At 62.8% G+C, this 18,717-nt stretch carries 27 protein-coding genes; 8 read left to right on the forward strand and 19 right to left on the reverse strand.

Features of this window, described 5'->3' with window-relative positions; all coding sequences use genetic code 11:
* The first annotated feature begins 79 nt into the window (after positions 1–79).
* Positions 80–337, forward strand: coding sequence for a bacteriorhodopsin (locus AC59GX_RS00815; RefSeq protein ID WP_426282750.1), 258 nt, complete (start codon positions 80–82; stop codon positions 335–337).
* A gap of 37 nt (positions 338–374) precedes the next feature.
* Positions 375–695 (forward strand): Brp/Blh family beta-carotene 15,15'-dioxygenase, encoded by a 321-nt coding sequence (locus tag AC59GX_RS00820; protein WP_497301300.1) that lies wholly within the window; start codon positions 375–377, stop codon positions 693–695.
* On the opposite strand, the gene AC59GX_RS00825 is transcribed toward AC59GX_RS00820, so the two are convergent.
* The 4 genes from AC59GX_RS00825 to AC59GX_RS00840 form a co-directional block, all read right to left on the reverse strand.
* Entirely contained in the window at positions 671–1,915 is a 1,245-nt protein-coding gene (locus AC59GX_RS00825; RefSeq protein ID WP_497300604.1) for a DUF2254 domain-containing protein, read from the reverse strand. The genes AC59GX_RS00820 and AC59GX_RS00825 overlap by 25 nt on opposite strands.
* A gap of 238 nt (positions 1,916–2,153) precedes the next feature.
* Positions 2,154–2,648, reverse strand: coding sequence for a Dps family protein (locus AC59GX_RS00830; RefSeq protein WP_426282748.1), 495 nt, complete (start codon positions 2,646–2,648; stop codon positions 2,154–2,156).
* Between the two features lie 183 nt (positions 2,649–2,831).
* Positions 2,832–3,578 carry a ferredoxin reductase gene (locus tag AC59GX_RS00835; protein ID WP_426282747.1) on the reverse strand — a complete coding sequence of 249 codons (747 nt, stop codon included), beginning with the start codon at positions 3,576–3,578 and terminating at the stop codon, positions 2,832–2,834.
* The gene (locus AC59GX_RS00840; RefSeq protein WP_426282746.1) at positions 3,571–4,176 is read right to left on the reverse strand and encodes a sulfite oxidase-like oxidoreductase; all 606 of its coding nucleotides are present in this window, start codon (positions 4,174–4,176) and stop codon (positions 3,571–3,573) included. The genes AC59GX_RS00835 and AC59GX_RS00840 overlap by 8 nt, the downstream gene beginning before the upstream one ends.
* A gap of 480 nt (positions 4,177–4,656) precedes the next feature.
* Between AC59GX_RS00840 and AC59GX_RS00845 the strand changes: the two genes are divergently transcribed.
* Complete coding sequence (locus AC59GX_RS00845; RefSeq protein WP_426282745.1) at positions 4,657–5,088, forward strand: GlcG/HbpS family heme-binding protein; 432 nt, start codon at positions 4,657–4,659, stop codon at positions 5,086–5,088.
* A gap of 42 nt (positions 5,089–5,130) precedes the next feature.
* Positions 5,131–5,601, forward strand: a complete 471-nt coding sequence (locus tag AC59GX_RS00850; RefSeq protein ID WP_426282744.1) for a peroxiredoxin family protein — start codon at positions 5,131–5,133, stop codon at positions 5,599–5,601.
* Between the two features lie 63 nt (positions 5,602–5,664).
* Here AC59GX_RS00850 and AC59GX_RS00855 read toward each other — a convergent pair whose 3' ends face one another.
* From AC59GX_RS00855 to AC59GX_RS00905, 11 genes are all read right to left on the reverse strand, one after another.
* Positions 5,665–5,955 carry a DUF2218 domain-containing protein gene (locus AC59GX_RS00855; RefSeq protein ID WP_426282743.1) on the reverse strand — a complete coding sequence of 97 codons (291 nt, stop codon included), beginning with the start codon at positions 5,953–5,955 and terminating at the stop codon, positions 5,665–5,667.
* Positions 5,956–6,036: 81 nt separating this feature from the next.
* Positions 6,037–6,438, reverse strand: a complete 402-nt coding sequence (locus AC59GX_RS00860) for a RidA family protein (protein ID WP_426282742.1) — start codon at positions 6,436–6,438, stop codon at positions 6,037–6,039.
* Between the two features lie 61 nt (positions 6,439–6,499).
* Positions 6,500–6,949 carry a hypothetical protein gene (locus tag AC59GX_RS00865; RefSeq protein WP_426282741.1) on the reverse strand — a complete coding sequence of 150 codons (450 nt, stop codon included), beginning with the start codon at positions 6,947–6,949 and terminating at the stop codon, positions 6,500–6,502.
* Positions 6,950–7,009: 60 nt separating this feature from the next.
* Positions 7,010–7,582: a hypothetical protein gene (locus tag AC59GX_RS00870; RefSeq protein ID WP_426282740.1), complete on the reverse strand. Its 573-nt coding sequence runs from the start codon at positions 7,580–7,582 to the stop codon at positions 7,010–7,012.
* On the reverse strand, positions 7,579–8,547 hold the full coding sequence (locus AC59GX_RS00875; protein WP_426282922.1) for a magnesium and cobalt transport protein CorA: 969 nt from the start codon (positions 8,545–8,547) through the stop codon (positions 7,579–7,581). The genes AC59GX_RS00870 and AC59GX_RS00875 overlap by 4 nt, the downstream gene beginning before the upstream one ends.
* Positions 8,544–9,248, reverse strand: coding sequence for a glutathione S-transferase N-terminal domain-containing protein (locus AC59GX_RS00880; protein ID WP_426282739.1), 705 nt, complete (start codon positions 9,246–9,248; stop codon positions 8,544–8,546). Before AC59GX_RS00880 ends, AC59GX_RS00875 begins: the two co-directional genes overlap by 4 nt.
* A 68-nt stretch (positions 9,249–9,316) precedes the next feature.
* On the reverse strand, positions 9,317–9,856 hold the full coding sequence (gene msrA / locus AC59GX_RS00885; RefSeq protein WP_426282738.1) for a peptide-methionine (S)-S-oxide reductase MsrA: 540 nt from the start codon (positions 9,854–9,856) through the stop codon (positions 9,317–9,319).
* Position 9,857: 1 nt separating this feature from the next.
* Entirely contained in the window at positions 9,858–10,301 is a 444-nt protein-coding gene (gene msrB, locus AC59GX_RS00890) for a peptide-methionine (R)-S-oxide reductase MsrB (RefSeq protein WP_497300609.1), read from the reverse strand.
* A gap of 149 nt (positions 10,302–10,450) precedes the next feature.
* The gene (locus AC59GX_RS00895) at positions 10,451–11,293 is read right to left on the reverse strand and encodes a LysR family transcriptional regulator (RefSeq protein ID WP_426282736.1); all 843 of its coding nucleotides are present in this window, start codon (positions 11,291–11,293) and stop codon (positions 10,451–10,453) included.
* Positions 11,294–11,543: 250 nt separating this feature from the next.
* Positions 11,544–12,071 (reverse strand): MarR family winged helix-turn-helix transcriptional regulator, encoded by a 528-nt coding sequence (locus tag AC59GX_RS00900; RefSeq protein WP_497300612.1) that lies wholly within the window; start codon positions 12,069–12,071, stop codon positions 11,544–11,546.
* Between the two features lie 127 nt (positions 12,072–12,198).
* Complete coding sequence (locus AC59GX_RS00905; protein WP_426282734.1) at positions 12,199–12,786, reverse strand: alpha-ketoglutarate-dependent dioxygenase AlkB; 588 nt, start codon at positions 12,784–12,786, stop codon at positions 12,199–12,201.
* Positions 12,787–12,889: 103 nt separating this feature from the next.
* Here AC59GX_RS00905 and AC59GX_RS00910 point away from each other — a divergent pair, with 103 nt between their 5' ends.
* Positions 12,890–13,537 (forward strand): DsbA family oxidoreductase, encoded by a 648-nt coding sequence (locus AC59GX_RS00910; protein WP_426282733.1) that lies wholly within the window; start codon positions 12,890–12,892, stop codon positions 13,535–13,537.
* 153 nt (positions 13,538–13,690) lie between these two features.
* Here the strand turns inward: AC59GX_RS00910 and AC59GX_RS00915 are convergent, their stop codons facing one another.
* Positions 13,691–13,816 (reverse strand): hypothetical protein, encoded by a 126-nt coding sequence (locus AC59GX_RS00915; RefSeq protein WP_259457500.1) that lies wholly within the window; start codon positions 13,814–13,816, stop codon positions 13,691–13,693.
* Positions 13,817–13,882: 66 nt separating this feature from the next.
* On the reverse strand, positions 13,883–14,311 hold the full coding sequence (locus tag AC59GX_RS00920; protein WP_426282732.1) for a DUF1810 domain-containing protein: 429 nt from the start codon (positions 14,309–14,311) through the stop codon (positions 13,883–13,885).
* A 100-nt stretch (positions 14,312–14,411) separates the two neighbouring features.
* Here AC59GX_RS00920 and AC59GX_RS00925 point away from each other — a divergent pair, with 100 nt between their 5' ends.
* Both AC59GX_RS00925 and AC59GX_RS00930 read left to right on the forward strand, forming a co-directional pair.
* Positions 14,412–14,924 carry an Ivy family c-type lysozyme inhibitor gene (locus AC59GX_RS00925; RefSeq protein ID WP_136189144.1) on the forward strand — a complete coding sequence of 171 codons (513 nt, stop codon included), beginning with the start codon at positions 14,412–14,414 and terminating at the stop codon, positions 14,922–14,924.
* Between the two features lie 3 nt (positions 14,925–14,927).
* Positions 14,928–15,545: a YbhB/YbcL family Raf kinase inhibitor-like protein gene (locus AC59GX_RS00930; protein WP_426282731.1), complete on the forward strand. Its 618-nt coding sequence runs from the start codon at positions 14,928–14,930 to the stop codon at positions 15,543–15,545.
* Between the two features lie 413 nt (positions 15,546–15,958).
* Here the strand turns inward: AC59GX_RS00930 and AC59GX_RS00935 are convergent, their stop codons facing one another.
* Together AC59GX_RS00935 and AC59GX_RS00940 are read right to left on the reverse strand one after the other, a co-directional pair.
* On the reverse strand, positions 15,959–17,014 hold the full coding sequence (locus AC59GX_RS00935; protein ID WP_426282730.1) for a GGDEF domain-containing protein: 1,056 nt from the start codon (positions 17,012–17,014) through the stop codon (positions 15,959–15,961).
* Between the two features lie 94 nt (positions 17,015–17,108).
* Positions 17,109–17,648 carry a peroxiredoxin gene (locus tag AC59GX_RS00940; RefSeq protein ID WP_056061405.1) on the reverse strand — a complete coding sequence of 180 codons (540 nt, stop codon included), beginning with the start codon at positions 17,646–17,648 and terminating at the stop codon, positions 17,109–17,111.
* A 90-nt stretch (positions 17,649–17,738) separates the two neighbouring features.
* Here AC59GX_RS00940 and AC59GX_RS00945 point away from each other — a divergent pair, with 90 nt between their 5' ends.
* Positions 17,739–18,578 carry an inositol monophosphatase family protein gene (locus tag AC59GX_RS00945; RefSeq protein WP_426282729.1) on the forward strand — a complete coding sequence of 280 codons (840 nt, stop codon included), beginning with the start codon at positions 17,739–17,741 and terminating at the stop codon, positions 18,576–18,578.
* Positions 18,579–18,717 lie beyond the last annotated feature (139 nt).

Here is an 18,717-nt window from a genome sequence, read left to right on the forward strand (position 1 = left end):
TGCTGCTGGCTTTTCATGAGCACGGGAGACGGGTGAAGTTGGCGGGTATCTGACATCGGTCATCGTCCTCGATGTCCTGATGATCGTCACCAGCCTGATATTGTCGCTTGCCGCCCAGCCGATGGCGAAGTGGATCTGGTACGGATGGTCCTGCGTCGCGTTTCTGGGCGTCCTGTATCTGCTCTGGAGTCCATTGCGGTCACAGGCTCTCAGCCGCGGTGCGGCGTTCGGCACGGTTTATGGCAAGAACCTTATTTTCCTGGTCGGGCCGGAAGGTCTGAAGTTGATCACCGATCCGGCATCGGTCTGGGCGTTCCATCGGCGCGGCGCGTCATGATCGACGTCTCCTGATCGGTACGACAGCACTTCTTATTCTGCCCCCGCTCGTTGGGTTTTCGGTCGGGTTCCCGATGCTGCACGCGGTGCCAAAGACGAAAGAGCGTCGTGATCGCCTGCAGTGCGTCACTACCACCGCGTACCTCCGTGCCACCGCGCCAGTCCTCATCGCGGCCATGATGATGGTGGGGATCGTGAGCGGGCTGCTGCTGCGGTGGGACCCCTTGGGCGTTCGCGCGCAATTTGCCGGCATCGCGGCACTGGCGATGCCGCATCTGCTTGTGACGCCGTATTTCGAGCAGGTTGCGCGACAATCGGGGATTATGCCCAAGCCTCAAGCACGCCAGAGCTTTCTATAGGCCGTGTCGAATGTCGTCAGGTCATCCGGATCCGCCATCGTCGTCGCCACCCGCTTTGCGTGGCGGTGCGCCCAGCTTTCGATCGCGGCATGTGAACCAGGCAGGCTCGCGTGCAGCGCCGCCAGCGTTGCTGTCAGCCGCAGCGATACCTCGATCTCCTGAACGCCTTCGCGCAGGATCGGCCCGAACGCATCGGTCAGCATGTCGTCCATCGTCGGTCTGCCGATGTGAACGGGATAGGTTTCGACCTCGTCATCGACGCTTGCTGAGCCCGGCCGGAGCGTCAGGAACACACGAAGCAAGGCGTTGAGGACCTCGATACCCGTACCCGGATCGTTGGTCGCCGGGGCCAGCGCGCGGCTCGCGATCTCGGACAACGCGATCAAGCCCAACCGCGGGTCCTGATCGAACGAGCGATGTCGCTCGATCGTGAAGGTCTTGACCAGGGCGGACCGGACCGCATCGTTCGCCTCCCCCTTGATCTGCAGCAGCGTACGCGCAGGGTGCATCATCGTGCCGGGCAGGACGTCGACATACACTGTCAGATCGTGGCGGTCGGCGATGGTGCCGAGCGCGGCGACGTCGATATGCGTGATGTAGCCGGTCTGCGGCGCACTCAGTGCCACGGCGTCGACGGGGATGGCGACAGGAGCCCGCCCACCGAGATACGGATGCGCGGCGAAATCCAGCATGGCCTCGGTCGCAGCCTCCTCGACGCGGTCGATCACGTCGGCCATCCGTCCGAAGGCCGTGATATGCCCGATCCAGCGCAACAACGTGCCGACCACCAGCAGGATGATCAGCACCGTCGCCGCGAACAGGATGATCCGGCCGTCATGGCCGTAGGCGCTGGTGTTCAGCCCGACGATACCCACCATCGAAAAGACGAAGGCGCCGAGGAACGTCGATAGCGCGTTCTGCGAAGTCGGATCGCTCACCATCAGCTGAGTCGCGCGCGGTGTCGCGAGTTGCGTCGCCGAGGAATAGGCGCTGACCATCGCGGTCAGGGAAAAGGTCGTGACCGCCAGCATGCTGGAGGCCATGATCTGAAGGATCGTACCGACCGATCGCTGCCCGATATCCGCATCGAACGAGTAGGGTAGATACGGCGTGACGAGCCCGGCGACGATCGCCAGCGCAACGCTGAGCAGGCTGATGATGGCCGCGCGGAACCAGATTTGCCGGATGATCCGCTTCAGGATCCACGACCATTGCCTCATGCTGCGTCCCTCAAACGGTCGTTATCCACGATCATTATGACGACAACGGCTTGGCAATCCAGCGGCTACGATCGAACTGGCCGCAGATCATCACGATTGCCGTGGCCAGCGGCACCGCGATCAGTGCTCCGGCGATACCCCAGACCCAGCTCGAGCCTCATCATCCACGACCATGGAGACGATTCGACGCCGGTGAGGATGCCGGTCGCGAGCATGGGGCGGAGCATGGAGCGCGGACCTAGCGACTGACCTCGAAGAGGAACCATGCACGGCGTTCCGCCTCGTCGGTCCAAGTATCGATCAGGCCGGACGTCGCATTGTCTCTGGCGACGTCCGCGACGTCCTTGGCACGGCGAAGCGACTCGACCAGAAGAAGATTGTCGGCACGGAGTTCGCTCAGCATGTCCTGCGGCGTCACGAACTCGGCATCATTGTCCCTTATGGTCTGATGCCGCGCGATATCGCCGATCGACCGGATGGTCGTGTTGCCGGTCTTTCGGGCGCGCTCGGCAATCGCGTCGGTGACAGCGAGAATCTGTGCGGCCTGCTCATCGAGAAGCAGGTGATAGTCTCTGAAATAAGGTCCGGAGACGTGCCAGTGGAAGTTCTTCGTCTTCAGGTAAATTGCATAGCTGTCAGCCAATATAATCTTCAGGGCGTCGGCGACAGTCATGGTCGCACATTCGTCGAGGTCGGACGGTGTCGGATTGGCGGCAACATGGGCGTTCGTCATCGGTCGGTTTCCTCAATCGTGACTCGCGCGGCAGCCGGCACCGGTTTTCCGCAAGTAGCGCTGAAGGAGGATGAGTTGATCACCGGACGATGTCCAATGACCACAGGCTATAGTTTCGATAACTACCAACAAAGCGGATCCGGCGGCCGACTAAACCAAGTCTGGGCTGCACGTCCGCAATCACTAGCCACCGTAGCGCTCGGTCTTGATAATGGAGGGGGGCAGGCCGGCCAGTAGTGCGCCCTCGGTCGCGATGTTGACGAAGCCGTTGGACCCGCAAACGAAGACGTGGCTGGGCTTTCGGTTAAGCCGGGCCACGACATCCTGAACCATCGCGCCGTCGATCCGTCTTCCGAAGTCCGATGGGCGGACCGGGGCTTCTCGAGTGATCGCCAGCGCCAGGACGAAAGCTGCATCGCCAGTTTCGGTGGCATGCAGCTCTTCCGAGAAGAGAACGTCCGCCTCGGTGCGTGCGGACAACAGGAGCGCCGTCGGGACGGTCTGGGACAGTGTGCGGCGATGCCGGATCATCGCCATCAGCGGCACGAGGCCGGAGCCAGCTCCGATCAACAATACCGCGTCCACGGCGGGATCCGGCCACAGGAAATGACCCCCAAGCGGACCACGAAGCTCGATATCGTCGCCGATCGCCGCGACGTCGTGAAAGAACGACGAGACTTCACCGTCCGGCAGTCGCTCGATCGCAAGTTCGAGAATCGGGGACGACGTCGTCGCGGACGCGATCGAGTAGCTGCGCATCGCGCTGTAGCCATCGGGCGCGGTCAGCCGGACATCGACATGCTGCCCTGCAATGTGCGCGAACGGTTTGCTCAATCGCAGGAAGAAGCTCTTGATGCTCGGTGTCTGCTGGACGATGTCCTCGATCACGCATGACTGCCACGGCACGGCTTTCGCGCCACCCTCAGTCATTGGTGTATCGCTGTTCGCGCCATGGATCGCCGTAGATATGGTAGCCGTGACCTTCCCAGAATCCGGGTTCGTCGCGCGTCGTGAACTGCAGTGCGTTCACCCATTTGGCGGACTTCCAGAAGTAGAGGTGCGGGACCAGGAGGCGCGCGGGCCCGCCGTGATCGCGCGGAAGCGGCTTGCCCGCATAGGTGAGGGCGACCATCGCCTTGCCCGACAGAAGGTCCGCCAAGGGCACGTTCGTCGAATATTTATCGTAGCAGTGCGCCAGGACGAAATCGGTGGGCGGATCGAGCCCAGCATCGGCAAGGATGTCTTCGACGAGTACACCCTCCCAGGCGGTATCCAACTTGGACCAGGAGGTGACACAGTGAATGTCCTTGGTCACCTTCGTCTTCGGCAGGGCGTTGAACTCAGTCCAGTTCCAGACCTTGACGGGCTTCGGACCGATCTTGACCGTGAATTTCCAATCGGAAGGCTCCACGTGCGGCGTAGGGCCAGCGGACAGGACGGGAAAATCTTCCACGAGATGCTGACCTGGCGGAACTCGACCGGAGTCATCGCCGCTTGAACCGCGGCCGGAGAATCCTCTGGTGACCATGATGAATCCCTTGGGTTGGCTGATGGAACGGATCGGGCTTGAGTTCAGAAGCTGATGCTACATCCTTGTGGCTGCAACTGTCGAACGAGTTGTTTGACTCGAGAATAAGCAGGACGGCCTGATGGAATGGCCATGATCTTGACCTGCTATGACGCCCGATGATTGCAAATGGGGTTTAGCGCCCACCCAGCCTGACTATCCAATACCCTGTCACTATAGTTTTCATACGTTTCGGTAGTTTTGTCATGTGCACGGCTAGGGGCGGGTCTTACGATCGATCGGTCGGTTCTGAATTATTCGGCCGATACGCATCGAAGTTGATCTGGTAAATGCCAAGTCGTTCTCTATGGAAACTATACGCAGAAGCTATTTGAATTGCGCTAGCCACGCAGCCATAGTCGTAGACTAACGATCGTTGCCGAGAAACTCATTTCCAACCTCACAAATGCTGACGGATCGCGCCTCGGCGAAGGAAATCCCATGAGCAAATCCATCGCCACCGCGTCGATCAACCTCGAAACCGCGGTCGCCCTCATCGACGCGGCGATCGCCGCGGCCCGTGCAATCGGCATCCCGGCTGCCGTCGCCGTCGTCGACGCCACCGGGTATCTGCGCGCATTCGAGCGCACCGACGACGCGCCGTTTCTCACGGTCGACGTTGCCATCGACAAGGCCTGGAGTTCCGCCTCGTTCGGGTTCCCGACGCATGTCTGGAACGAGTATGTGACCAACGATCCGAAGGTGGCGCCGCTGGCCTATCGCCCGCGGATGGTGGCGGTCGGCGGCGGATATCCGATCCTGGAGGACGGGAAGTTGATCGGTGGGATCGGCATCTCCGGGGGTAATTATCAGCAGGATCAGGATGCCTGCGTCGCGGCACTCGAGAAAATCGGATTCGAGCTACCGGCCTGACGACCGCCAAGCCGACGATCCGCATCGTAATTGGAGCAGCAAATGAGCATCGACCAACGCCAAGCCCCCGAGCTGCGGGTGCAGAAATGGATCGACCACGACGGAGGAGCGATCGCGCCGCTTACGCTGTCGGACCTCGGGACCGGCCCAAAGATCCTGTTCGCGTTCCAGCATTGGTGCCCCGGTTGCCATCTCCACGGGTTTCCGACGCTACAAAAATTACATCGCGCGTTGAGCCCCAAGGGCGTGGGGTTTGCGGTGATCCAGACCGTCTTCGAAGGCGCTGACGAGAACACATTCGAGACGTTGCGCATGAACCAGCTCAAATATGACCTTCCCCTCGCTTTCGGTCACGATGAGCCACCGACCGGGCAGGTGCTGCCGACCTTCATGGAAGACTACCGCACGCGAGGAACACCCTGGTTTACGGTAATCGATGAAGGCGGCCGTATCGTCTTCTCGGATTTCCATCTCGACGCGGACACGCTCATCGCAGACTTGGGTCATGCATAGCTTATGCAGCGAGGGCTCAATCCTGACTGCTAGCTTTGGGCGATTCGACCGTCCCGTTTGCGATCAGGAAATCTCATGCCAGACGCAGCGCACGCCGGTATCGTGTTCAGCCACACGATCTACGTGCTTGGCCACGGCCTCCTTTGCGGCATCGAAAGGACCTTGATCCGTGCCCACAAGCCGGAGCGACAAGCTATCACCATCGGCTGTCATGATAAGCTGGCCACCGGGAAGCTCGATCTCCGCGGTCAGCGCATCGTAGCGAACCGGATAGGTGTGCACCCACGCCTTGGCGATCTCGGTCAAATAACGGCTGCTATCGATGGTGGCGATGCGTGCTTCGGCTTCGAACATGAAGTGCTCCCGTAGACTGTGTGCTTCGATAAAAATTGTGAAATTTTTGAGATACGCGTCGCGCCACAGATCAAAGGCGGATCACGCTATGATCGCCGTCACGCGAATTTCGATGCGCATGGTGGGAAGCCCCAGCGCCTCTACCCCCAATTGCGTCCAGATCGGCGCGCGGTCGGGCATGTAGTGGCGGTATAGCCTGGCCATCGTCTCGTTGATGACGGGAGGGAAGCCGCCGACGTGATAGGAATTGACGTGGACGACGTGCCGCCAGGTTGCCCCGGCTGTCGCAAGCGTCCGTTCGACGTTCTCGAACGCCTGCGCGATCTCCTCCTCGATCGACTCCGGAATGACGAGATCGTCGTTCCAGCCGCCTTGTCCGGAAATATCCACGCGGTCGCCGATGCGCATTGCCTGGGAGTAATGCAGCGCCTCGTGCAGGCGGGTCCCGTAGCCGGGGGTGATGAAGAACGACGGTGTCGTCATGAGCTTGCCTTTGATGAAATAAACGGCGTTCGGGACTGGCGCGTTGGTCGGTGGCCAGACCCTATTCCACGTCTTCCACGACGAGGCCGCGGCCGTTGAACTGCACGGTCTCCCCGGCCCGGGCGCCTTCGATCGCTTCGAAGATCGGTGCCATCGTCGAAATCCCCATGACTTCACGTCCCTGACAAGTGAACCTGCTGGTCGATACGGCGATCGCGAAGTAGCGGCCGGACAGCTTGACGACGGCACCTTCCTCGACGGTCGTCTTGGGGCCGAAATCGATCATCCGGAGCTTGTCGATCTTGTCGGCGTAATCGTGCAGCGTGTCGTCGAGCGCTTCGGCCAAGTCGCTGGCGATTTCGGCCTGCGCCAGTTCGTCGTTCTCGACCGGTTCGCTTTGATCGACCTTGGCGGTGAAGACATAGTCGAGGTAGTTTTCCCGGGCACTCTGCAGCGCTGCGGTCTCCAGCGAGAGCATCGTCTCTCGGATATGGGCCTTGTTCCAGTCCATGATGACGTCCTTGCGTTACAGTGCTTCGATGGTTCGGCGGACTTGTGCTCGGCGACGCCGCTACTCGTCGCTGTTGACGTCTTCGCCCTGGTAGGGGACGCGGATCAGCCGGGGATCCCGGATGATGCTCGTGACGAGCCAGACATAGTCCTGCTCGGCGGTGTCGAAGCCGAGGATGCTGAAACCGCCGCCGAACGGGCATGAAGGGAAGTCCGGAAAGCCCTCCCGCAGAACGTAGCGTTCGGGATTGCGGTGGAACTCGTCCTTGAAGACCTTGCGCAGTCCGTGCTTGGTCGGCGCGTCCCGGTCGCGTGCCGCCACCGTTTCCCGATCCGCGACGAGCCGCTCGGACAGGTCGCGGGGACAGATTTCGTGGAACACGTCGAACGCGTCGATTAACAGGCCGCGGTGCCCGGTCGCCGGGTCGGTGATCGCGTAGATATTGGAGGCGTCTTCGCCATCATCGCCGCTTTCGAGCCGCAGCGCCGCGTCGACGCGAATGGTGCAGGCTTCGACGGTCGATCCGAGTTCGAGATCGACGAGGTTGCTGTCCTTGACGCGGTACTCGTGATCGTAGCCCTTGGCGACGAACGCCAGCACCGCTTCGAGGATGTCGGTTAGTTGGGTCGTCATAGCCACTTGGCCTTCTTGAAGCGCATGAACAGCAGCAGGGAGAATACCGCGATCACGCCGAGCACGATGAAGTATCCGTAGGTCGCGTCTAGCTCCGGCATATTCTTGAAATTCATGCCGTAGATTCCGGCGATCGCGGTCGGGACCGCCAGTATCGCCGCCCATGCCGCGAGTTGGCGGGTGATTACGCCCATCCGTTGCGCCTCCAGGAGGCTGCTCGCCTCGAAGACCGTGGACAGGACGTGGAGGAGGCCGTCGACCATCGACTGGACACGGTGCAGATGGTCCGCGACGTCGCTGAAATAGGGCGTCACGTCGGCGCTGATGCAGGGGAAATGGCCGCGGACGAGCTTTCCCACCAGCTCCCCCATGGCGCCGAGCGTGCGCTGGAACCGCGTGAGTTCGGATCTCAGTTCGAAGATGCGGACGACGTCTTCCCGCTCGAGGAAGTCGTCGAGCGACCGTCTCTCCATTGCCAGGACGTCATCCTCGATCATCTCGAAGATCGGCAGATACTGGTCGACGATGCGGTGCAGGATGGCGTGCAGGACATAGTCGACACCCTTTCGGGACAAGGTGGTCGATCCCTCGAGTTGCGCGCGAAGGTTGCCGAGCGCGCCCGCGGTGCCGTGCCGCACGGTGATGAGATGATTGTGACCGGTGAAGATCGCCATCTTGCCGTAGATGATCCGGTCGCCCACCAGCGCCGCGGTCTGCGCGACGATGTAGAGTTCATCATTGTAGACTTCGAGCTTGGGCGGGCACAGCGGGTGCATCGCGTTGTCGATCGCCAACGGATGGAGGTTGTACGTCGCCTGGAGCTTGCTGAGTTCGTCGTCGGTAGGCTCGCCGAGCGCGATCCAGCAGAAGCCCGTGCGATCCTCGCCCAGTTCGATGCTTTCATCGAGCGCTATCGCCCGCACTCGCTTGCCTTCGTGGTAATAATAGGCGGCGATTACGCTCATGCCGGCTTCGCGGGGATGTGCAGTCCGCGCTGCACCGCGGGTCGCGCCAGCGCGCGTGCGAGCCACGCCTGGACGTTCGCATAGTCCTCGAGACCAAGAATATCGCCGGCAGCGTAGAACGCGCCGAGCGCATTCACCCAGCCGATCGTCGCGATGTCCGCGATCGAATAGTCGTCGACGATCCAGTCGCGGCCTTCCAACTGGCGATCCAGGACCCCGAGGAGGCGCTTGGTCTCGTCGACGAAGCGCTGTCGCGGCCGCTTGTCCTCGAAATCCTTGCCGCCAAATCGCAGGAAGAAACCGAGCTGACCGAACATCGGGCCGATCGCCGACATCTGGAAGAAGACCCAGGCAAGCGTCTCGTACCGTCGGGCAGGGTCGGCGGGCATGAACTGGCCCGTCTTTTCGGCGAGGTAGAGAAGGATCGCCCCGGATTCCCATAGCGCCAAGGGCTTCCCGTCGGGCCCCGCCGGATCGATGATCGCCGGGATGCGGCCGTTCGGATTGAGCGCCACGAACGCCGGGTCCTTCGACTCGTTGTTCGAGATGTCGATGAAATGCGGCTCGTACGCCAGGCCGGTTTCCTCCAGCATGATCGAGACCTTGACGCCGTTGGGGGTGGGCGTGGCGTAAAGCTGGATGCGATCGGGATGTGATGCCGGCCAGCGCTGCGTGATCGGGAAGGACGAGAGGTATGTCATGATCTGCGATCCTGGTGCTGCGGTCATGGAGGATTGCGGACCAGACCCGCGCTGAACGGTGGTGGCGTCTATTCCGCGGCGATCCCGGTCGCGGGCTGCGCATCGCCAGCCGTCTGGCGCTTCGGAAGCACCCAGCCGGGACGCACGAAGTGGCAGGTGTAGCCGTTCGGCCGCGTCTCCAGATAATCCTGATGATCCGGCTCGGCTTCCCAGAATGCGCCGACCGGCACGACCTCGGTGACCACCTTGCCATTCCACAGCCCGGAGGCATCGACGTCGGCGATCGTGTCCTCGGCAACGCGCTTCTGCGCGTCGTCGACGAAATAGATGCCCGACCGGTAGGAAAGCCCCATGTCGTTGCCCTGGCGGTTTTTGGTGGTGGGATCGTGGATCTGGAAGAAGAATTCGAGGATGGCCCGGTAGCTCGTCACCGCCGGGTCGAAGACGATCTCGATCCCCTCGGCATGCGTGCCGTGGTTGCGATAGGTGGCGTTCGGAATGTCGCCGCCGGTGTAGCCGACGCGGGTCGAGACGATACCGGGCCGCTTGCGGATCAGATCCTGCATGCCCCAGAAGCATCCGCCCGCGAGAATGGCGCGCTCGTGCATATTAAGCCTCCTCTGCCTGATCGAGATATTCGCCGTAGCCTTCGTTCTCCATCTCATCGCGCGGGATGAAGCGAAGCGACGCCGAGTTGATGCAATAGCGCAGGCCGCCGCGGTCGGCGGGACCGTCCGGGAACACGTGGCCCAGATGGCTGTCGGCGTGCACCGACCTGACCTCGGTCCGGACCGTCCCGTGCGTGGTGTCGCGGACCTCGTTCACGTTTGCGGGCACGATCGGCTTGGTGAAGCTCGGCCAGCCGGAGCCCGACTCGTATTTGTCGGTCGAACCGAACAACGGCTCGCCCGATACGACGTCGACATAGATGCCGGGCTCCTTGTTGCCGTCATACTCCCCGGTGAAGGGCCGTTCGGTACCCGAGTGCTGCGTGACCCGGCGTTGCTCGGGGGTCAGCCGATCGACTGCGTCCTGCGATCTTTCAAACTTCATGATATCACTCAATACTTTTCAAGAGGAACGAAGGATCTACGTTCAGAAAATAGTATTCGTCATCATGCAGTGTATCGCAGTACCCCCTGGAATTATCCAATACGCCGAACGTATAGTTTCCATACCACCGATACTGTTCATGCCGTGACTCAATTCCACGCGTACCGGGCCGCCATTTGCGCGATCTTGCGTATTTCGACTGGCGCGGTGGAGCCGGAGACCGTCGCGATCACGACTTCACGCTCCAGGACGAACCCGTCGATCGGGCGCGTGACGAGGCCGTGCGCCGTGGCCGATCGTTCCGGAAGGATGCATATCGCGTCGCTGTCGGCGACGACCCGCTGCACCCAGTCTTCGCGGTCGGATCGAAAGCGGGGCTGCACGAGCACGTCCCGTCGCGCGAAGTGATCGCGGATCTCGTCGCGAAACTCGCATTTCAGGCGGTCGACGAACGGGAACCTGACCAGGTCTTCGCTGCGCACGATATCGCCGGCTGCCAGGGGATGGGTCGCGGAACAGCCGAGGACGAAGCGTTCGCGAAATAACGGGTGCACGCTCAACTTGAGGTCGGGCCGCGTTTCACGCGGCAGGATGCAGGCATGGTATTTTCCCGACAGCACCTCCGATGCGTCCTCGTTCGACTGCAGCGAATGCAGCTTGATCTCGACCGACGGAACTTCCGCCAGCGCGCTCTCGAAAAACGCCGAGAACTCCTTTGGTCCGACGGTTGGCGCGACGCCGACGTCCAATACGCGGTGCCGTCCCATCGCCCAGTTCTCGGAATGATCGCGGACGCTCCTGACCGCCGCCGCCATGCGCCTGAATTCCGCTTCGACGTCCTGACCGAGGCCGGTAAGGCGGCTGTTCTTCCCGTCGCGGTGGATCAGTTTCCCGCCGAGCTCCTCCTCAAGACGATGGATCGCACGGGTCAGACTGGGCTGTGACACACTGCTCAACCGTGCTGCCGCCGTGAAATTGAGCGTCTCGGCCAAGTTGATAAAGTAGCGGACCTGATTGAGTTCCATAGCGTCGACCCCTCAGCCTGACTGCTTCTTCGTCCTCGGAGTGCGCCGTCGGTAAGAAGCCGGTATAAGTATGCTTGAGGCATATAGTTGTGGTTCGAGGCCATCGCTATATGCACGGCGCATATATATTATTGGCGTAGTGACATGCGCGGGTTCCTCGCTATTTTTCGATAGCTGGCATCAAGCGGGCATGATCGCGAACTTCCTGCGCTTCGTCCTACGCCTCGCGGTCTACGCCTCGCTCGAGCAATTCGGCATCGATAGGGCAGTTCGTGCACCCTTCGTGGCAACACAGGCGACAGATGCGGTAGGAGTGATCGAGGTTTTCGAGGCGGTCGCGCAGGACGCGTTCGGCGATGTCGGACAGGATCTTCAGATCGTCCGGCGTGAGGATCGTCAGCCCTTCGGCAATGACCTGATCGCGGGAGGCCAAGACCTTGTCGCTGGAGATCTTGCCAGCGGGCGTAAGGTAGAGCGAACGCGTACGGCCGTCCGTCGAATGCTCCCGACGCTCGATCAACGCCTCGTTCGCCAGCCGATCGACCAGGCGAACGGCCCCTGCATGTGAAAGGCCGACTCCGATTGCCAGCATGCGGATCGAGAGCCCGGGCTGGTGCGCGAGCAACGCGAGCGCCGACGCCGCAGGGCCAGCTTCCGGCGCTTGCGAAGACGTCGCACGCACGATGTCGTCGCTGATCATGAGCGCGAATGCGCCGAAGACATTGCGATCTCGAGGACTATCCATCGCGAGATTCATATGTGCGCGAAGCATATAGGGCAAGTGATACCCCGATCGGACGGTGTTCGATAAAACGGAGCGATGCCGCCAGCCTCGTACGCCGTGAACTTCACCGCGCCGAACCGCAGAAACGTCAGCGCCGATCCTGCTGTGCGCGGTCGGTAAAGCTGCGGAAGGTGATCGACCAGCGCGTCACTTCCATCTCCGCGATGCTGTGCTCCCAATCATGCCGCGCCTCCCCGCTGAGATGGTACACCGACCGCGGCGCCAGCGGGACGGCGGCGCGGTCGAAGCCGCCTGCTTTGCGCCGCCGGAACCGCATCGCCGCCGGCACACCGAGCGAAATTCCGACGACATGCTCGAACACCGGCCGGTCGCGGTGCCAGCCTATACCGGCACCCGGATCGTACCGGATCAGCAACGCCTGGACGAGCGCCTCCTCGGGCAGTCTCGCAAACGCGGCGGCGCGCTGACGTATCGGCAGCAGCCAGTCGGGCAACGGATCGGTCTCGCCGAACCGGCTCGTGTCGAAATCATAATGCCAGCCGAACGACCGGGTCAGCCGCTTGCCCAGCCAACCCTGGAACTGGAACGGCGCCAGGTCCTGTTCGTCGATCCGGGCGATCAGCGCCTCCTCCTCGTCCTGGCTGAGCAGCGCGTCGCGATATTCGAGCCCTGGCAGGACGGGGGTGCCGAAAAGGTCTGCGGTCGGATTGGCCATCGAGCGGATGTAACGAGGCGGGCGGCCATGACCAGCCGAAAGCCCCGCGGTTGCTCATCCGACCGCCGCCATCTACCGCGGAGCGCACTAGCCGGAGACTGACATGACCGCCCATCTCAAGATCGATTTCGTATCGGACATCGCCTGTCCTTGGTGCATCATCGGCCTGCGCGCGCTGGAAGAGGCACTGGCCCGCGCGGCGGATGCGCTCGACGCGGAGATCGTCTTCCAGCCGTTCGAACTCAATCCGGCGATGCCCGCTGGCGGCCAGAATATCGGCGAGCATATCGCGGAGAAATACGGATCGACCCGCGAGCAGTCGGCGGCGAACCGCGCGATGATCGTCGATCGCGCGCGCGACTTCGGTTTCACGATGGCGATGACCGAGACGAGCCGGATCTACAACACGTTCGACGCGCACCGGCTGTTGCACTGGGCGCAGATCGAAGGGGGACAGGCGGCGCTGAAGCACGCGCTCTTCACCGCCAATTTCACTGATAATGTCGATCCCGGCGATCACCGCGTGCTGGTCGATGCCGCGACAAAGGCCGGCCTTGATCCGGTCGCAGCCGAAGAAGTGCTGCGGTCGGGACGCTACGCGGACGACGTTCGTGCGGCGGAGGAACTGTGGCGTGCTCGCGGGATCAATGCAGTGCCGGCGATCGTGATCAACGACCGGCATCTTATTTCGGGCGGCCAGCCCGTCGAGGTCTTCGAACAGGCGCTACGCCAGATCGCCGCGGCCGGCTGACCCGGATCCGGTGGTCGGGCAGCAGGTTTGTGCTGCCGGACGCATGCTTGTCTCGGCCAGACGGCATTGCGCCCGATCGACCGGAACAACGGAGGGCGCCCCGTTATCGCCCGGTCGAAGATCTTGCCGGCGCGATACCCGCCCCGGCGCGCCTCAGTTCAGCGTCGTCATCTCGACGGGCTTGCCCTTGGTGGTTGGGTTGGACGCGTTCGCCTTAGGCGCTTTTTCGGCCTTGGGCTTGCGGACTTCCTTGCTGGATTTCTTCTGGCTCTTCGCCATCACGGCACCTCATGGGGCGGAAGGCCCCGCGGTCACACTACACGCGTTGCCGCCAATACTCCTATCTTATCGGTTCGGCGTCCGGCGCAGCAGTTCCAGGGTCACACGATCGTCTTCGCCGCCGAAGAACCGGTCGAGCGCCGCGCGGAACGGTGCCGGTTCGTCGGCAACCGCGGCGAACAGCGTCATCGACGACCGCAACTTCACCGCGTCGATCCCGCCCAGGATCGCTTCGGCAGATCCGGGCGCTGCCGTCACCGTCTGCGTGACCTCGATCAGTCGCGGCCCGAGTACCGGATGCGCGAGATACGCCCGAGCCTCGTCCGCCCCGGCAATCGCGTAGGTTCGCGCCATGGCGCTTTGGCCCAGTCCGGCGATTTGCGGGAAGATGAACCACATCCAGTGGGTGCGCTTGGCCCCGCGCTGCAACTCCGCCAGCGCCTGCGGATAGACGCCGTCCTGCGCCGCGACGAAACGATCGAGATCATGCTCCATGGACCCGAGATGGTCGCATCGCCCCCCCTCCGCAACCACGATGCCGGTCGATGCGTTGCAAAGGGGGTTGAGGAGATCAGGTGATGACGACGGTGCGATCATGAGGACGGCAATCGCGGTCGCGTTGCTCGCGGCGCCGCTTCTCGTCGGCGGATGCGGTCGCAACGACGATCCCACCAAGACCGCCGCGCCCAGCGGCTTCACCCCGCCCGAAACGCGCGCGCCCGCCCCGATAGCAGGCCAGGCGCAGACAACGCCGATCACCGCCTATGTCGGTAAATACCCGCACGATGCGGTCGACGGCGTGGATTTCTTCGATCGCACTGATGTCGCGACCGGCCTCGTCAACGCGGTCGGCGATGCAAAGCTGCGCGAGATGATCCGCGGCCGATCGGGGCCTGCAACGCCCGTTTTCAAGATGGGCGACCGCGTCGCCTCCTGGGGCTGCGAGGAGCATAATTGCGGCGACCACAACTGGACGGTGATCGTCGACCCAAAGCGCGGCAAGACACAGGTCTGCTACCATGACGCAGCCAAGATGGGTCCGCAGAGCGACTGGTATGACGGCGCAGCCCCCGCCCGTCGTGCCGAAACCTGCCCGTCGGAAGGATAAGCCATGCTCGAACACATCCCCGCCTGGCTTGGCCACGCGATGAGCGGCTTGCGTGCCGGGATCGACAAGCTTGCGATCGTCCAGCTCGGCGAGAACTTCGAGACGTTGACCCTGACCAGTCCGGCGTTCGCGCACGAAGCACGGATGCCGCCTCGCTTCACTGCGGACGGGGAGGGTGTGTCGCCACCGCTCGTGTGGAGCGAGCCGCCGGTCGGGACCGAGCGCATGGTATTGATCGTCGAGGATGCCGATGCTCCGGCGCCGCAACCCCTGGTGCACGCAATCATCTGGGGACTCGAAGCGGATGCGGGCCAGCTAGCTGAAGGCGCGATCGTTGCGGACGGTGAAGGTGACGCGAAAGGTCGCGATGTCGGTCGTAATTCCTATCTACGCGAAGGCTGGTTGCCGCCCGATCCGCCCAGCGGACACGGCGAGCATCGCTATGCGTTCCAGGTCTTCGCGATCGGCGCAGGCGCAGGGGATGTCGGCGCGACACCTGGGCGCTCTGCGGTGATCGAGGCCATTACCGGGCATGTGCTGGCGGCAGGGCTGTTGATCGGGACCTATTCGCGTGAAGAAGAGGCCCCCGTAGGGCCGGTGGGACTGACTTCGACCGCCTGACCGTGACGTTCGGCAGGCGTCTCGTCGGTCAGGCGAGCGCGCCGCCGGCCTGTGTCGCAATCAGCAGGATGGTGGTGGAAAAGGCGATAAGGCCGATGAGAATGCCGCGGTTCATGATGAGCGTCCTGATCAGGCGATGGGGATGATCGGGACGGCAGTGCCGACTGCGATGGCTGCGAAGAACAATGCGCCGACGAGCGAGAAGGCGATGCGCTGAGCGGTTTCGAAACGGATCGACATGAAATAGTCCTTCGATGGTCGGGCGCCGGACCATCCGGCTGCCGATATCGAATGAATTGCATGGCGCGTGCCAGTTTCTTAAATTGTTGATTTTTCGCGATTTCTTGTTTGGGCGAAGCTTGAATTGGCGGAACGCACCATGTCTTCGTCGGAAATTGCGCCAACTCTAGGGATTAACCCGCGCAGACCCGATCGCGACCGTCCTTCTTCGCGGTGTAGAGCAACTGGTCGGCGCGCTGGAACGCGGTTTCGGCGGCTTCGTCGGCATGGATCGCGGTCACGCCCGCCGAGACGGTGATGACGCCAAGCGCAGTGTCTGTCTCACGGTTGCGGAAGCGCTTGCCAGCGACCGTCGAGCGTACGGCATCGAGCATGTCGGCAGCTTCGGCCAAGGCGATCCCGCCGATCAACACCGCGAACTCCTCGCCTCCGTGGCGGACGACGAGGTGCGGGGCGCATTCGGCCGTCATCGCCTGGCCGATCGCGGTGAGCACCCGGTCGCCGACCCCGTGGCCGTGCAGGTCGTTGATCCGCTTGAACCTGTCGATGTCGCACAAGGCCAGGCAATAGGGCCCCGCGTTCCGGTCGCGCGTCGCGAATGCTTCCTCGAACGCGCGGCGGTTGGGCAGGCCGGTCAGCACGTCGCGGCGCGCCGTATCGCGCGCTTCGATCAGCTTCGACCGCAGCGAATCCGTCTCTGCGGTCGCCGCCGCCAGCCGCACCTCGCTGTCGTGGATCCGAGCGATCATCGCACTGGTGATTTCGGCGATCTCGTCGATCTCCGCCAATTGCGTGATCGATGCCGCGCTCCTGGCCAATTCGCGGCCAAAGCCATGCGTCTCGGCCTGCATCGTCCGCACGATCTGCACGAAGCCATCGACCTGCTGCTGCGTCTCGATCACGAGGGCAATCGCGGTATCGGGTGTCTGATCGGGGTTGGTGTCTGCAGCGCCGTTGGTCCGCCGCGATCGGCCCGACGGGGGCTCGTCGACGACCGTTCCCCCGAGTCGCTCGATATCCGATCGGGTGAGACGAACGCCGTCCTGCGTCAGCGCAGCAACCTGCGCGGCCAAATCGCTCCCAGGTGCCGACATCACGGCATAGGCAAACGCGTAATGCGCGGGATCGGGGCTCAGCTTCTGTTCGTCGAGGAACGCGCCGATCCGCTCAAACAGCGTCGTGTCAGGTCTTGCGCCCCGTATCGATCCGGCCACTCGTACGTCGCGCATGTCATCCCCCGCGTCCCCGCCAAAGCGATAGACCCGAAAGCGTTATCATAATGTCACCGGACCGGCAGGTATTTGCCGGTCCGGTTTCGATCGATTACTTGCCCGTCAGCTTCTGGACCGCAGCAAGCGTCGTCGAGACATGCGCCTCGGGGTTCATCTCGTCATGCACGAACGCGATGCGGCCGTCCTTGGCGATGACGTAGCTGGTGCGCTTGGTGATGTCGCGCCCTGCCATCTGCTTGCCGAGCGCGACGTCGTAGCCCTTGACCACGTTCGGCCCGGCGCTGGCGACCGCGAACTTGCCCGCGCACTTCTCGGCGGAGAACTTGCTGAGTGTCTCGACATTGTCGGCCGACATGCCGATCACAGTCGCGCCCGCCTTGGTGAACGCCGGGATTGCTTCCGCAAAAGCATGTGCCTCGGCGTTGCAGCCGCCGGTGTATGCCGCCGGGAAAAAGTAGAGCACGACCGGGCCCTTCTTCAGTTGTTCGGCGAGGTGGACGGTGAACACCTTGCCAGCGATCGCGCCGCGCGTGGTGAAGTCCGGAGCCTTGGCGCCGGGCGCGAGGGCCGCCAGCGCAGGCGCCGCGACGAGGAGGGCAGCGGCAGTGGCAAGTGTCGAGACGAGGCGCATGGATGATACTCCGGTTGGATTGCAATGACCTACGCTGGCACGAACGATCCGTCCATTGCCCGTGACGTCCGCGCTCGATAGGCTGGAAATATGCCAGTAACCCAAGCCGATATCGATCTCGCGCACCGCCTCGCGGATGCTGCGGGCCACGTCATCCGACCCTATTTCCGCCATGAGCACGGCGTCGAGATCAAGGACGACCAGTCCCCCGTCACCCGCGCCGACCGCGAGGCCGAATCGGCGATGCGCCGGCTGCTCGACGCCGAGCGCTCGGGCGATGGCATCGTCGGCGAGGAGTATGGCGAGAAGACGGGCGTCACCAACCGTAAATGGGTGCTCGACCCGATCGACGGCACGCGCAGCTTCACCGTGGGGCGCGCGATCTTCGGGACGTTGATCGCGCTTGTCGAGGATGGCTGGCCCGTACTCGGGATCATCGACCAGCCGATCCAGCGCGAACGCTGGGTCGGTGTCGCGGGGCGTCCGACGACTTTGAACGGCGTACCGGTCCGTACCCGCACCTGCCGCGAACTGGCAGGCTCGACGATCGCCACCACTAGCCCGCATCTGTTCGACGAAATCGACGTGCCGCATTACTTGGCACTCGTGGCCGCGATCTCGGGCGGCAACCCGCGGCAGGGACCCGTCTATGGCGGCGACTGCTACAATTATGGTCTGCTCGCTAGCGGGCATCTCGACGTGATCTGTGAGTCAGGCCTGAAGCTTTACGACTTTGCGGCCTTGGTGCCGGTAGTTGAAGGCGCTGGCGGCCGGATGTGCGACTGGAACGGCGACCCGCTGACCGCAGACAGCGAAGGTCACGTGCTCGCGATCGGCGACCCTGCGAGAATGGACGACGTGCTCGAGGCAATGCACCGGTTGCAGGATGCACACGATCACGATGCGCATGACGGCCACGACCACGGATAAGGATTCCCCTCCCACCTGCGGGAGGGGCTAGGGGAGGGCACGACGTACGTACCGGCGTCCGGCACGCGATCAGTCCTTCTCGCAAGTGGGAAGGGATCAAAAAGGCGTCATCGCAAACCGCAACGCCCCCACATCAACA

The sequence above is a fragment of the Sphingomonas sp. 320_CC genome, from assembly GCF_059691795.1.

What these genes read in the sequence shown, in the direction of transcription:
- AC59GX_RS00935 (WP_426282730.1), bottom strand. Translation starts at nt 17,014, where the DNA reads ATGCGCGACGTACGAGTGGCCGGATCGATACGGGGCGCAAGACCTGAC.
- AC59GX_RS00930 (WP_426282731.1), top strand. Translation starts at nt 14,928, where the DNA reads ATGCTCGAACACATCCCCGCCTGGCTTGGCCACGCGATGAGCGGCTTG.
- AC59GX_RS00850 (WP_426282744.1), top strand. Translation starts at nt 5,131, where the DNA reads ATGAGCATCGACCAACGCCAAGCCCCCGAGCTGCGGGTGCAGAAATGG.
- AC59GX_RS00940 (WP_056061405.1), bottom strand. Translation starts at nt 17,648, where the DNA reads ATGCGCCTCGTCTCGACACTTGCCACTGCCGCTGCCCTCCTCGTCGCG.
- AC59GX_RS00905 (WP_426282734.1), bottom strand. Translation starts at nt 12,786, where the DNA reads ATGGCCAATCCGACCGCAGACCTTTTCGGCACCCCCGTCCTGCCAGGG.
- AC59GX_RS00875 (WP_426282922.1), bottom strand. Translation starts at nt 8,547, where the DNA reads ATGAGCGTAATCGCCGCCTATTATTACCACGAAGGCAAGCGAGTGCGG.
- AC59GX_RS00835 (WP_426282747.1), bottom strand. Translation starts at nt 3,578, where the DNA reads ATGACTGAGGGTGGCGCGAAAGCCGTGCCGTGGCAGTCATGCGTGATC.
- AC59GX_RS00925 (WP_136189144.1), top strand. Translation starts at nt 14,412, where the DNA reads ATGAGGACGGCAATCGCGGTCGCGTTGCTCGCGGCGCCGCTTCTCGTC.
- AC59GX_RS00870 (WP_426282740.1), bottom strand. Translation starts at nt 7,582, where the DNA reads ATGACGACCCAACTAACCGACATCCTCGAAGCGGTGCTGGCGTTCGTC.
- AC59GX_RS00845 (WP_426282745.1), top strand. Translation starts at nt 4,657, where the DNA reads ATGAGCAAATCCATCGCCACCGCGTCGATCAACCTCGAAACCGCGGTC.
- AC59GX_RS00915 (WP_259457500.1), bottom strand. Translation starts at nt 13,816, where the DNA reads ATGGCGAAGAGCCAGAAGAAATCCAGCAAGGAAGTCCGCAAGCCCAAG.
- AC59GX_RS00840 (WP_426282746.1), bottom strand. Translation starts at nt 4,176, where the DNA reads ATGGTCACCAGAGGATTCTCCGGCCGCGGTTCAAGCGGCGATGACTCC.
- AC59GX_RS00910 (WP_426282733.1), top strand. Translation starts at nt 12,890, where the DNA reads ATGACCGCCCATCTCAAGATCGATTTCGTATCGGACATCGCCTGTCCT.
- AC59GX_RS00880 (WP_426282739.1), bottom strand. Translation starts at nt 9,248, where the DNA reads ATGACATACCTCTCGTCCTTCCCGATCACGCAGCGCTGGCCGGCATCA.
- AC59GX_RS00945 (WP_426282729.1), top strand. Translation starts at nt 17,739, where the DNA reads ATGCCAGTAACCCAAGCCGATATCGATCTCGCGCACCGCCTCGCGGAT.
- msrB (WP_497300609.1), bottom strand. Translation starts at nt 10,301, where the DNA reads ATGAAGTTTGAAAGATCGCAGGACGCAGTCGATCGGCTGACCCCCGAG.
- AC59GX_RS00865 (WP_426282741.1), bottom strand. Translation starts at nt 6,949, where the DNA reads ATGGACTGGAACAAGGCCCATATCCGAGAGACGATGCTCTCGCTGGAG.
- AC59GX_RS00815 (WP_426282750.1), top strand. Translation starts at nt 80, where the DNA reads ATGATCGTCACCAGCCTGATATTGTCGCTTGCCGCCCAGCCGATGGCG.
- AC59GX_RS00855 (WP_426282743.1), bottom strand. Translation starts at nt 5,955, where the DNA reads ATGTTCGAAGCCGAAGCACGCATCGCCACCATCGATAGCAGCCGTTAT.
- msrA (WP_426282738.1), bottom strand. Translation starts at nt 9,856, where the DNA reads ATGCACGAGCGCGCCATTCTCGCGGGCGGATGCTTCTGGGGCATGCAG.
- AC59GX_RS00830 (WP_426282748.1), bottom strand. Translation starts at nt 2,648, where the DNA reads ATGACGAACGCCCATGTTGCCGCCAATCCGACACCGTCCGACCTCGAC.
- AC59GX_RS00920 (WP_426282732.1), bottom strand. Translation starts at nt 14,311, where the DNA reads ATGGAGCATGATCTCGATCGTTTCGTCGCGGCGCAGGACGGCGTCTAT.
- AC59GX_RS00900 (WP_497300612.1), bottom strand. Translation starts at nt 12,071, where the DNA reads ATGGATAGTCCTCGAGATCGCAATGTCTTCGGCGCATTCGCGCTCATG.
- AC59GX_RS00860 (WP_426282742.1), bottom strand. Translation starts at nt 6,438, where the DNA reads ATGACGACACCGTCGTTCTTCATCACCCCCGGCTACGGGACCCGCCTG.
- AC59GX_RS00825 (WP_497300604.1), bottom strand. Translation starts at nt 1,915, where the DNA reads ATGAGGCAATGGTCGTGGATCCTGAAGCGGATCATCCGGCAAATCTGG.